The sequence below is a fragment of the Bellilinea sp. genome, from assembly GCF_053501535.1.
The window spans coordinates 1-11,777 of the sequence record NZ_JBRCOK010000075.1 but is presented as its reverse complement, the minus strand read 5'-3'; the positions used below and the strand labels follow the sequence as shown (position 1 = coordinate 11,777).

Here is an 11,777-nt window from a genome sequence, read left to right as displayed (position 1 = left end):
AGCCGCCGCCGCTACGAAGCCCGTTAAGGTTGACCGCATGCCAGAACATAGAAGGAAAGAAAGCAATGTTTCTTGTTACAGCGTTGAAAATATATGTCGAGTATCTCATCTCAGTTTTGATTTGGTCAATTTTGAATCCTTTTGGATTGGTTCAAACGCTGCGACAAATAGCAGGAGAATTTATAGCCATTGGTCGGTCTGTCATCAGGGGTGTAATCTATGAGGACACTGTCGCTTTCCATTTACCCTTTGAAGGAGCCTGGAAAGTCGTTAATGGTGGAGTTCACAAACAAACTTCCCACTCTTGGAATCTGATAGGGCAAAGATACGCTTATGATTTTGTTATAACCGATCATCTTGGCAAAACATATCAACACAGCTCGAGCAAGCCAGAAAATTATTTTGCATTTGGAAAGTCCATACTCGCAGCATCAAACGGGATTGTGCAAGAGGTTCGGGATAACATCAGGGATTACAACCGAGCAGGAACAGGCTGGATTGATGTAAAAACTCCCGACATACGTGGAAACTATGTTGTGATAAAACACAGCCCGAATTTATACACGCTGTATGCTCACCTAAAATCGGGTAGTATTTCTGTCAAAACGGGCGAAGCGGTTGTCGCCGGTCAAAAAATAGGCGAATGTGGTCATTCGGGGCATTCTAGCGAACCCCACTTGCACTTTCAATTACAGGATAGGCCAGACTTTTTCACGGCTGTAAGTTTACCCGTCCGGTTTAGCAACTTTGAACGTGTCAAAAATACCACTCAAGAATGTGTAGAGTCGGGATTTGTTGAAAAAGACCAGGTAGTGCGCAAAATTAATTCTTGCTCTTCGGGCATTACCGAAACAGCGGACTTTATCAGTCCGAAAATTTCAGACCTTGTTCAAAATTTTTTGATTCTATTTTTTACCATTCTCGGAATTCTTGTGGTTTTGGCGCGGATTGCGGAGCTCATCCTGAAAATGGTATTATGAGCCAATAATACTTCCGCCCGATTCCATCCCCCCGCTGCCATCATCCGCCGTCAGGCTGTATCATCCCCACCGCCTCACTACTCCCCCTCATTGAATCGGCCTGGGGCGGGCATCGCGCGGGGACTGCACCACCACCTGGCTGAGGTCGAATTTGCCCAAAATGCTGCGCACCTGTGCCATGTCAAAGCGCTCGCTCTTGACGAAAATCCACACCGGCGGGTGGTCATAGACGCTGAAGGCCTCTTCGGCGGCAAAAAAGTTGAAGTTGAACAGCGGCAAACGCGGCGGCGCCCCCCAGCGCACCTGACCGCCGACATCCGAAATATAGAAATTGCCGATGCGCCACGGGGCTTGAAAATGAGCCGCCAGATCAAACCCCAGCCGCCCGTCGAACAGCGCGCGGTAGTATTCGATGGTCATCGGGTAGGTCAGTTGCAGGCGGGCAACGCTCCAAATGCCGCGCTGGCTGGGCAGGATGATGTAATCCACCTCCGCCAGCCGTTCGTAAAACATCTGGCGCTTGTTTTCATCGTCGTACCAGCGCACCTCCATCGTCACCCCGCGGTAAAAATCGCCGAACGGGTCGTAAGTGGCGCGCGGTACGGGCAGCCCCTCGTCCCACGATTCGTTGGCAAGCGTCAGGCGGTAAATTTTGAGCGGTTGATCGGATGGATTGTGCAGGGTGAGGGTGTACACCTGCCCGGCTTGCAGTTCTCCGCCCGAAAGGTCGGCCTGGACGGTGTTACCGCGCGCCGCACCGCCGGCGGGCGGTACCTGCAGGCTGGTTTCAGTCAGCAGATCGAGGCTGCTGCCCTCGCGGTACAGCGATAAACGCAACTGCGCCGGCGAATCGGCGGGGTTGAACAGGCGCGGCAGGGTGACCGAGCGCAGCGTGCCGCCCTCGCGGGCGGTGAAAGTCAGGGTAAACCGCTCGCCGGGCGGGATGGTCAGTCCATCCGGCACGGAAACCGGTTGAAAACGGCTGCCCTGAGTGGTTTGCAGCTCGAAATGCACCGGCGCGGGAATGTTCTGGAAAATCCACTCGGTGGCCTGCAGGCGGGTATGCGGCTGGCGATAGACGGCGCTGACGAAGGCATCCGACCAGATCAGCGTGCCGCCCAGCACAAAGAACATCAACCCGCCGGCTGCCACCCGCCGCACAGTCAGCCGGCCCACCCCCATGCCGCCGCTGCCCGCCGATTGCCACACCTGCCAAAGCAACCAGGCCGCCAGCAGCGCCAGCAAGGGGTAAATGGGCAGAAAGTAGCGGATGGACTTGACCCAACGGGTACCCATGAACAAAAAGTAACCACCCACCCACACCAGCGGGATGAGGTGGGCGCGGTAAAGCAATCCTTTGCGCAGCACCTGCCAGCCGGCCAGCCCAAATCCCAGCCAGGCGGTCAATCCAAAGGGCAGCCCCATGCCCCATACCACCATGTTCATCAGCGGGAAGAGAATCGCCGGGCGGGCCGCCCACTGTTCGCCGGGCGGGCCGCCGCCAATCCCGCTGGATTCCATCTGGGCAACCTGCATACTGTCCACCCAGTCCTGATTGAGGTGCAGGGTAAAGAAGGTGGTGTCCCCCTGCGGTGCGCGGAAGGACATCGGCTGAGTTAGCCGGAAAGCCAGCAGGGCGGAAAAGGCGGAAAGCACCAGCAGCAGGGCGGTGCTGCCAAAGATGCGGCTCAGATCGCTCTGGAAGCGCAGTTTCAAATCGGTAATGCTCAAAAATGCGGCCACCACCACCATGCCGATCAACGGCAGCAGGTTGATTTTGCAGGCCAGCGCCATACCGGCGGCCGCCCCAAACAGGGCAAACCAGCCCGCCGCAGCCGGCACAAGGCGGTAAGCGCCGTCCGGATACGGGCGGCGGGCGAGGGGCGGCTGTTGGGCAATGCGCACGGCAGCGTACAGCGCCAGCATGGTGAAGAAAGTGCCGAAGTTGTCCACCGTCATGAAGTGGGACTGCTGAATCTGCATCACCGCCAGCGCCGAAAGCGCCGCGCCGGTCAGCGCAATGCGGTGGTTGTACAGTTTTCTGCCGATCAGATACAGCAGCCCAATCGCCAGCGCGTCCGCCAGTGCCGAAAGCCGCCGCCCCAGCAGGCGCAACTCGCCGTAACCGGTGTTGCCGGTGGCTTCCGCCGCCGCGCGAATCAGAATCATCGGCAGCTGCCCCCAGCGCATCCGGTTATCCGGTCCGTTTTGCAGCAGGCTGCCATCCGGATTGTATTTGTGGTAGGGGCTGATCGGCGAAATGCGCGTGTTGAAATACTCCGCCAGACTGGTGGGCATGCGCAACACGCTGAGCGTATTGGTCAGGCCGTATTCATCGGGGTGCAACTGGGCATCCTGATTCCAGTTGACCCACGCAAAACGGTAGAAAATACCCACCGCAATCAGCCCAATCAGCAATAATTCCAGCCCTGTGGATAAGAGGCTTGCTCGGCTGCGGGAAGAAGATGGCGAAGCGGGGTTTAACATCATGGAAACGGGTTAATTATACATCCGTTGCAGGGCATGGGCTGGCGTGGTAGAATCTGGATAGAAAACCTTAACGATTAAAACAGGAGGCTGAATGGATCAGGAAAAGGGCACGTTCAAGGTCAAGAAAGGCCTTGCCCAAATGCTGAAAGGCGGTGTGATCATGGATGTGGTCACACCCGAGCATGCGCGTATTGCCGAGGATGCCGGCGCCGTTGCCGTCATGGCATTGGAGCGGGTTCCGGCGGACATTCGTGCGCAAGGGGGGGTTGCCCGAATGAGCGATCCGGAACTGATCCTGAAAATCATGGATGCCGTCACCATCCCGGTGATGGCCAAAGTGCGCATCGGTCATTTCGTCGAGGCGCAGATTCTGGAAGCGCTCGGCGTGGATTATATTGACGAATCCGAGGTGCTGACCCCGGCCGACGAGGAACACCACATTTACAAGCACAACTTCACCGTGCCGTTCGTGTGCGGGGCGCGCAACCTGGGTGAGGCGCTGCGCCGCATCGGGGAAGGGGCTGCCATGATTCGCACCAAGGGCGAAGCCGGTACCGGTGATGTGGTCGAGGCGGTGCGCCATGCCCGCGCGGTGATGGGCGAGATCCGCCGCCTGCAAAACCTGCCGGACGAGGAAGTGATGGCGTTTGCCAAACAAATTGGCGCGCCTTACGAACTGGTGCTGGAAACCCGCCAGCTGGGTCGGCTGCCGGTGGTCAATTTTGCCGCCGGCGGAATTGCCACGCCGGCGGATGCCGCCTTGATGATGCAGCTGGGCATGGACGGCGTGTTCGTCGGTTCGGGCATTTTCAAATCCGGTGACCCGGCGCGCCGCGCGGCGGCCATTGTCAAAGCCGTTACCCATTATAACGAGCCGAAAATTCTGGCTGAAATCAGCCGCAATCTGGGCGAACCGATGGTTGGACGGCAAATTTCGGCCATACCCGAACATGAACTGATTGCCGGACGCGGCTGGTAAACCTGCACTTGACGGTGGCTATGAAGATTGGCGTACTGGCTTTACAGGGTGCTTTCATCGAGCATCAAAAAGTGCTGGAAAAACTGGGTGTGGAAACCGTGCAGGTGCGCCTGCCCGAACACCTCAACGGCCTGGACGGGTTGATCATCCCCGGCGGGGAATCCACCACCATCAGCAAACTGGCAACCGCCTTTGGGCTGATGCAGCCGCTGCGGGAGTTTGCCCAAAATCATGCGGTGTGGGGCACCTGTGCCGGGGCAATCTTCCTCTCCCGCGCAGTGGACAGGGATCAGCCCGTTCTGGGACTGATGGACATCAGCGTGCGGCGCAATGCCTTTGGGCGGCAGGTGGATTCGTTTGAGATCCTGCTGGACGTACCGGCGCTCGCCCGGGTGGATGCTGAAAAACGGCCCTTCCCGGCGGTGTTCATCCGCGCTCCGTTGATCGAAAAGGCGAACGGCAACGCCGAAGCGCTGGCGGTATTGCCGGATGGCGGCATTGTTGCCGCTCAGCAGGGGCGCTGGCTGGCAACATCCTTTCACCCCGAACTGAGCGATGATGACCGCTTTCACCGTTATTTTTTGGAGTTGGCGAGATAGAAATTCGACTGTTTGCCTGGCATGACCTGCTGAACCTGTTCCGCTACCGCGATCAGGCGCAATGTCTGGATACGACCCTGGCGCTGACGCGCGGCAGTCCGGTTGGCCCGTGGGCGGTGCTGGATCACCTGCGGCTGGATAAGGGCAGTACCACCTGTGTGCTGAGTGCGGCGGGCGGCAGCCCGGCGCTGATTGGGCAGGTGCGCTATGAAAGCAATCACACCGCCCGCTTGTCCTTCATCCTGCCGGTGATGGATACCCCTCCCGAACGCCTCATCACGCTGCTGGAAGGCTTAATCCGGCAGGCTGGGGCGCACGGCAATCAGGTTGTGCTGGCTGAAGTGGAGGAACATAGCCCGCTGTTCGAAGCACTGCGCCGCGCCGGATTCAGCGTGTTCACCTGGCAGCGCGTCTGGCGGATTACGGCAATGCCGGCCGGCGACAACCTGGCGCACTGGGAACTGGCCAGCGAACTCGATCATCTGGCGGTGCGCAATCTGGCACAGACCCTCATCCCGCCGCTGGTTCAAAGCGCCGAGGCGTTTCCGCACTCGCTGAGCGACAGTTGGGTGCTCTTTCAGCAGCAAGAAGTCCTCGGTTATGCTGCCCCGGTTTTCGGCCCGCGCGGGATTGTCGTTCAACCGATTCTTCACCCCGCCGTGGAAGATGTGCCGGCCGCGCTGCGCGGGCTGGTTGCGGCAATGCCGTTACTGCTGGGGCGCCCGGTGTATGTGGTGGTGCGCGCCTATCAATCCTACCTCGAAAATGGGCTGGAAAAACTGGGCGCAGAAAGCGGCGAACGGCAGGCCGTGCTGGTCAAACACCTGACCAGTTTGCAGCGCAAGGCGGTCTTTGCCGCCCGCAACGGTACTTTGGAAAAACATCAGCCGGCATTGGTTGAGCCACTCGGTGGTGAAACTCCGCTGCCGCTGGTACAATATGAAGCAAGAGAAAGATTGAATTAATTGTTGCCATGACGCAAAGAAGAATAACCGACGATTTACATGCTTTACTGGATGTCCTGCCGCCGCATATCCGTCAGGCGGTGGTCAAAGCCAATGACAGCGATAACCTGCTGGAAATCGTGATGGATTTGGGGCGCGTCCCGGTGGCGCGCTTTGTCCAGGGCGAGGTGGTTCTCGACCAAAACGAAATCACCCGCGAGGATATTGACCATGTGGTCAACAAAATTGGCGAATTTGACGCCGATAACCGCGCCGGTTTGGAGCGCACCCTGCACCGCATTTCAGCCATCCGCAACCGGCACGGCCACATTGTCGGCCTGACCTGCCGGGTTGGGCGGGCGGTGTACGGGACAATTGACATCATTCAGGATTTGCTCGAATCGGGCAAGTCCATTCTGCTGTTGGGCCGCCCGGGCATCGGCAAAACCACCATGCTGCGCGAATCGGCGCGCATTCTGGCCGAAAAACACCGCGTCATCATCGTGGATACTTCCAACGAGATCGGCGGGGATGGTGATGTGCCGCACCCGGCCGTCGGGCGCGCCCGCCGCATGCAGGTGGCGCAGCCCTCGCTGCAGCATGAGGTGATGATCGAGGCGGTGGAAAATCACAACCCCGAGGTGATCATCATTGATGAGATCGGGCGCGAGCTGGAAGCGCTGGCCGCCCGCACGATTGCCGAACGGGGTGTGCAGCTGGTAGCAACCGCGCACGGGCGCACGCTGGAAAATCTGCTGCTCAACCCGACTTTGTCCGATCTGATCGGGGGGATCGAATCGGTCACGCTTTCGGATGAAGAGGCCCGCCGGCGCGGGACGCAGAAAACCGTGCTGGAACGCCGCTCGCCGCCCACTTTTGATGTGCTGATCGAGATTCAGGAGCGCGACCGCATGCACGTTCACAAGGATGTGGCTGCCGCGGTGGATTCGCTGGTGCGCGGCTACCCGCTGCCGCCGGAAATCCGCTACCGGGATGAAAACGGCGAAATTCACATTGAAACGCCGCCGGCTCAGGCTGCCCCGCGTCCGCTGCCGCAAACCAGCCGGCGCACCTATGCCAACGGGAGTGAAACCCAGCCGTTCAACCGCAAAGGCGGGCGCTCCCTCCCCACCGGCGCTGAACGGGTGAGCGAAGAGATGCTGCTGCCTTCCGAGATGAACGCCCAGCCATCCGCGCCTTTGCAGACCATTCGCATTTACGCCTACGGGGTTGCCCGCAACCGGCTGGCGCAGGCCGCCAAACGGTTGGGCGTGCCGGCGCTGGTGGTGCAGAATCTGGACGAAGCCGATGTGTTGATGACCCTGCGCACCTATTACCGCTCGCGCCAGCAGCCGGTGGTGGAAGCCGAAGAGCGGCGCATGCCGATCTATGTGCTGCGCGCCAATACCATTAATCAAATGGAGCAGTCGCTGGCGGAATTGTATAACCTGAGCGTGGAGAGCAACTCGACCGAGTGGGAGATCATTGCTGCGCAAACGCAGGTGGCCATCCAGAACGTGCTGAACGGGCAGCGTTTTGTGGACCTGCCCCCGGCGCCGGCCAGCGTCCGCCGGATGCAGCACGAAATGGCGCGCGCCCAGCAGCTGGTGTCGCATTCCTACGGCAAGGAACCGCACCGCCGGGTGCGCATCTTCCGCGATTGAAGCGGCCGGGGACAACCTTCCGCATGGGATTTGTATGGGTAGTGAGGGAGACTCCTCACTTCGTTCGGAGTGACATTAATTCTTGTTTGTGTCGCTGCACTCTGAATGACATGATTGATTTAACGTCATTGCGAGCGAGCGGAGCGAGCGTGGCAATCTCCGACATGGCGGTTATGAGGACAGAGTGGGAGACTCCCGTCAGCACTGGTGAGTGTCACTTCGTTCGGAGTGACATGGCTGGTTTAACGTCATTGCGAGCGAGCGGAGCGAGCGCGGCAATCTCCCGCTTGGCTGATCATAAGCAAGGTGAGGGATTCCTCGCTTCGCTCGGAATGACGTAAACCTTGGTTGTCCTTTTGAGCGGGCGCGGCAATGCTGCGCTCGGACAGACCAGCCCCTTATACCTGCACATCCGGCCAGACCGGGTAAAACATGGCCCACTGGTGCGGGTAAGCACGGATGATCTTCTCGGCTTCAGCCAGCACCGCTTCGGCGTTCATTAATAACTCCGTATCCCGGTCGGGATGGGGCTGTGGCCAGATGGGCGGGCTGCACACCAGCCGGTAAAAGTGCGGGCGCGGGCTGACGCAGGCAACCACGAACATCGGCACCTCGCACTGCAGCGCCAGATGGACATATGCCACCGGCAGGGGCGCCGGCCGGCCAAAGAAACGCGGACGCAGACGGGCATCCGCCAGCGGGCGGTCCAGACCGGTCAACACCACGCCGCCGCTGCGCAGGCGTTGTTTGGCCTTGTGGGTGGCTTCGATGCTCATTGGCGTAACCTCGATGCCGACTTCCATGCGGATGCGGTTTTGCAGTTGATAGCCGGAAGGCGGGCGCGGAAAGGAAAGCACCTGAAAGTTCAACCCGCGCAGCGCCAGGGAACGCCCGGCAAGGTCAAAGTTGCTGGTGTGCGGGGTGAGGAACAATGCCGGATACTGCCCGCTTTTGACCTTTTCGAATAGATCGGCAAAGGATGGGTCAAAATCCGTGCGGCGCAGGACTTCCTGCGGGCGTTCAAGGTTGTGGTAAAAGTCATACAGCCCGTGGGTGTGCTGGTGCAGTACCTCGTAAACGGCGCGCCGGATTTCTTTTTCACCCAATCCGCCGCCGGAAATGACCCACTGGTTGGCACGCAGGGCGCGCACCAGAGGACTGTTGCGCCGCGCCGCGGTGATGGCTGCGCCGAGGTCGGCGATGCGGTAGCCCAGCCACGGGGGAGTGTGTTTGCTGACGGCCAGCGCCAGCCAGACGCCGAAGCGGCTATTCGCCAGGGTTTGGAGATTGATCTTTGAGGTGGTCATCGAGCAGGCTGCGATTTTCTGCGAGGGGAGATTGATTCAGGACTTGTTGAATGCGCTGCTGCAGGCTGGTTTTGCCCGGCTGGCGTCTGCCCAGTCCACGCAGGGATTCCAGGAACATGGCGGTCAGCGATTGAGTCAGGTTTTGCAGGGAGGCTGCCGAAAGTTTCTCGCCGCGCTCGAACCAGATCACGGCGGCATAGCCCATCACCACCGTTACGGAGGAGGCAATGGCTGCTGCCAGCAGCCAGCCCGGCAGACCGCCCAGTTTGCTCAATTCGCCGAACAGGGTACGCCCCAGCAGCCCCAGCCCAAAGGTAGCCGCCAGCTCGCGGGCGCGCTCGAGTGTGATGCGGTAATTATAAATGCGGGCAATCCCCAGCACCATGACCGACTGGGTGACGATCAGCGGGGCGAAGTCAATCATCGGCAGCGGGGTCAGTGCAATCACCGCCGAAACCGATGCCGCGCTGACAATGGAACGCCAGGCCAGCTGCCAGCGGTAGTGCGGCAGACCCTGTCCGAGCGCGGCGGTGATTTCAGGCTGCAGGGCGGCAATGGCGGCCAGAATTTGCGGCAGACCTTCGCCGCTTTTCGCCACCAGCGGCAGCACCTGCGCGCTTTCCAAACCGAGGTTTTGAGCGGCGCGGGCAATCACCGCCGCGGACTGGCGGCGCACCAGATCCATCTTGTTCATCACGACGATGTAGGGCTTGTTGAGCGCCTTCAAGCGCTGGTATAAATCCAGTTCGGTTTGTTTGATGCCCTGAATGGCATCGAACACGATGATCAGCACATCCGCAGCGGCGGCAGCGCTCAGAGCTTCTTCCCGTTCGCGTTCGCCCACCTGCCCAACCGCATCTGCCCCGGGGGTATCCACCACATGGAACAGACCGGTATCGGCTTCCTGATTGGCGCGGGTTGTGCCGGGCAGCGGGCCGACTTCGGCGCGTTCGTTCTTTTGCTGCACAAACTGATTGTACAGGGTGGATTTCCCCACATTGGCCGGGCCGACGATGGCAATCCGGCTTTTCTGCCCAAAGGCAGTCCGGAACTGGTGGGCCGAAAGGCGCATCAGCAGGCGCAGCAGATTGGCATCCGGCGGCAGACCCCCCAGCAGGGCCTGCAGGGTGCTGCGGTCGGCCGGCGAAAGCGATTCCCACACGATGCGGAAGACATCGCGCGTTTCGGGAGGTAATTTGCGGAAAATATCCTGAAGGGTGGGCATGGTAAGTGGGTTAAATGGTATCACAAAGGCTAAAAATGGGGTATGATGAAGCCGTTTGAAAATCATGTGAAGGTCATGGCGTTGAAAACACACTCTCGTTGGATCGTTTTGGTGCTGTGCTGCCTGTTTTTCTTTTCGCTGGGCGTCACAGTGGCTTCGTTTGGCCCGTTGCTTCCGGAACTTTCGGCCCTGAATCAGGTGGATTTGAGCCGGATGGGGCAAATTTTCACCTTCTACTTCATGGGTTCGTTGATTTCTCAACTGCTCAGCGGGCCGCTCAGCGACCGCTTTGGCGAAAAGCCGCTACTGCTGGCCGCTACCCTGCTGCTGATGGGCAGTGTGGCGGCGCTGCCGTTCAGCCACACCTTTCCCCTCAGTTTGCTGCTGTTCAGCCTGACCGGCCTGGGCGGCGGGGCGATTGTGCTGGCTACCAATGTGCTGATTGCGCGGGTGTATGCCGACCGTTCCATTTCGGCGCTCAATTTGCTCAACCTGTTCTTCGGGGTGGGGGCATTTTTCAGCCCGGCACTGGTCGGCCTGATTGCCGGTCAAACCGGTAACGGGCGGCAAATCCTGTGGCTGGTGAGCGGTCTGCTGGCTGTGCAGGTTGTTCTGTTTCTGTGGCTGCGTATTCCCGCCCCCGGCCGCGCCGCTACGCAAAATCTGGCAAGCGGACTGGGTGTTTTGCTGCGCAGCCGATTGGTCTGGCTGCTGGCCTTTTTGCTGATGCTGTATGTGGGGGTGGAAAACGGTTTCGGCGGATGGATTACGGTCTATATGCAGCGCACGGCCAACCTGCCGTACGAACAGGCCGCGCTTTCGGCTTCCGCTTTCTGGCTGGCGCTGACCGCCGGGCGGCTGGTGACGGTGGGGCTGGGGATGCGGCTGAGCGCCGTGCGCATCCTCGCGCTCAGTTTGGGCGGGGCGCTGGCCGGCAGCCTGCTGATGGTCGTGGGCCGGGGCAACCTGACGCTCAGCGCGGCCGGCATCCTGCTGACCGGTTTCAGTTTCGCCTCCATCTTTCCTTCCACCGTATCCCTGAGTAGCGCCTCCTTCCCGGAACAGGCCGGCAGGGCGATGAGCATCATCAACGGCATGGCCAGCATCGGCGCCATGCTGCTGCCGTGGCTGCAGGGTGTGCTGCTCAATACCATTTCACCCGCCGCCAGTACCCTGCTCACCCTCGGCGGGGTGATGGGCATGGCGCTTTTACTGGCGGCCGTCCGCCCGCTGACCCGTTCAACCGTTCCATCTTCGCTGCCAAAACCGGCAGCCGGTTTTTCGGATGCCTTGAACCGTTGAGCCATGCTGCCGCGGGAATTTGAAACCGCCCTGCAGACCATTTTGGAACAACTGACCGGCCTGCCGGAAGCCTGGGCGTTGACCGGCAGCGTGGGAATGGTGCTGCAGGGCATGCCGCTGCAAGTGCATGACATTGACGTGCAAACCAGCCCGCTGGGTGCCATTCAGATTCAACAGCGGCTGGAGGGGTGGATGGTCGAACCGGTGCGGCAAGTTGAATCTTCCTTCATGCGTTCGCTGCTCGGCAGGGCGGTGGTGGAGGGGGTCGAGGTGGAAATCATTGGGGG

10 protein-coding genes are annotated in these 11,777 nt (G+C 59.9%); 7 read left to right on the top strand and 3 right to left on the bottom strand.

All coding sequences use genetic code 11. From position 1 onward, the window contains the following. Positions 1-980 (top strand): M23 family metallopeptidase (locus ACWIZX_RS08015; protein ID WP_448335398.1); only part of this gene is annotated, 980 nt, incomplete at its 5' end. 87 nt (positions 981-1,067) lie between these two features. Here the strand turns inward: ACWIZX_RS08015 and ACWIZX_RS08010 are convergent. Beyond that, a complete protein-coding gene (locus ACWIZX_RS08010; protein WP_448335397.1) occupies positions 1,068-3,470 on the bottom strand; it encodes an ArnT family glycosyltransferase in 2,403 nt (800 codons plus the stop codon). 91 nt (positions 3,471-3,561) lie between these two features. Between ACWIZX_RS08010 and pdxS the strand changes: the two genes are divergently transcribed. The 4 genes from pdxS (at position 3,562) to ACWIZX_RS07990 (ending at position 7,656) form a co-directional block, all read left to right on the top strand. Then, complete coding sequence (gene pdxS, locus ACWIZX_RS08005; RefSeq protein WP_061913094.1) at positions 3,562-4,449, top strand: pyridoxal 5'-phosphate synthase lyase subunit PdxS; 888 nt, start codon at positions 3,562-3,564, stop codon at positions 4,447-4,449. 20 nt (positions 4,450-4,469) lie between these two features. Then, a complete protein-coding gene (gene pdxT, locus ACWIZX_RS08000) occupies positions 4,470-5,048 on the top strand; it encodes a pyridoxal 5'-phosphate synthase glutaminase subunit PdxT (RefSeq protein ID WP_448335396.1) in 579 nt (192 codons plus the stop codon). A 116-nt stretch (positions 5,049-5,164) separates the two neighbouring features. Further along, positions 5,165-6,013: a hypothetical protein gene (locus tag ACWIZX_RS07995; RefSeq protein ID WP_322793157.1), complete on the top strand. Its 849-nt coding sequence runs from the start codon at positions 5,165-5,167 to the stop codon at positions 6,011-6,013. Between the two features lie 8 nt (positions 6,014-6,021). Continuing rightward, positions 6,022-7,656 carry a R3H domain-containing nucleic acid-binding protein gene (locus ACWIZX_RS07990; RefSeq protein WP_322793156.1) on the top strand — a complete coding sequence of 545 codons (1,635 nt, stop codon included), beginning with the start codon at positions 6,022-6,024 and terminating at the stop codon, positions 7,654-7,656. 398 nt (positions 7,657-8,054) lie between these two features. On the opposite strand, the gene ACWIZX_RS07985 is transcribed toward ACWIZX_RS07990, so the two are convergent. Both ACWIZX_RS07985 and ACWIZX_RS07980 read right to left on the bottom strand, forming a co-directional pair. Then, positions 8,055-8,963, bottom strand: a complete 909-nt coding sequence (locus ACWIZX_RS07985) for a lysophospholipid acyltransferase family protein (RefSeq protein ID WP_448335395.1) — start codon at positions 8,961-8,963, stop codon at positions 8,055-8,057. After that, positions 8,923-10,254 carry a GTPase gene (locus ACWIZX_RS07980; RefSeq protein WP_448335394.1) on the bottom strand — a complete coding sequence of 444 codons (1,332 nt, stop codon included), beginning with the start codon at positions 10,252-10,254 and terminating at the stop codon, positions 8,923-8,925. The genes ACWIZX_RS07985 and ACWIZX_RS07980 overlap by 41 nt, the downstream gene beginning before the upstream one ends. 9 nt (positions 10,255-10,263) lie before the next feature. Between ACWIZX_RS07980 and ACWIZX_RS07975 the strand changes: the two genes are divergently transcribed. Beyond that, positions 10,264-11,490, top strand: a complete 1,227-nt coding sequence (locus ACWIZX_RS07975; protein WP_448335393.1) for an MFS transporter — start codon at positions 10,264-10,266, stop codon at positions 11,488-11,490. Between the two features lie 3 nt (positions 11,491-11,493). Continuing rightward, positions 11,494-11,777: nucleotidyltransferase domain-containing protein (locus ACWIZX_RS07970; RefSeq protein WP_448335392.1), on the top strand; the 284-nt coding region annotated here is incomplete at its 3' end.

Bases quoted from the DNA above. Each gene is read 5' to 3' on its own strand.
- ACWIZX_RS08010 (WP_448335397.1), bottom strand. From the start codon at position 3,470: ATGATGTTAAACCCCGCTTCGCCATCTTCTTCCCGCAGCCGAGCAAGC.
- pdxS (WP_061913094.1), top strand. From the start codon at position 3,562: ATGGATCAGGAAAAGGGCACGTTCAAGGTCAAGAAAGGCCTTGCCCAA.
- pdxT (WP_448335396.1), top strand. From the start codon at position 4,470: ATGAAGATTGGCGTACTGGCTTTACAGGGTGCTTTCATCGAGCATCAA.
- ACWIZX_RS07990 (WP_322793156.1), top strand. From the start codon at position 6,022: ATGACGCAAAGAAGAATAACCGACGATTTACATGCTTTACTGGATGTC.
- ACWIZX_RS07985 (WP_448335395.1), bottom strand. From the start codon at position 8,963: ATGACCACCTCAAAGATCAATCTCCAAACCCTGGCGAATAGCCGCTTC.
- ACWIZX_RS07980 (WP_448335394.1), bottom strand. From the start codon at position 10,254: ATGATTTTCAAACGGCTTCATCATACCCCATTTTTAGCCTTTGTGATA.
- ACWIZX_RS07975 (WP_448335393.1), top strand. From the start codon at position 10,264: ATGGCGTTGAAAACACACTCTCGTTGGATCGTTTTGGTGCTGTGCTGC.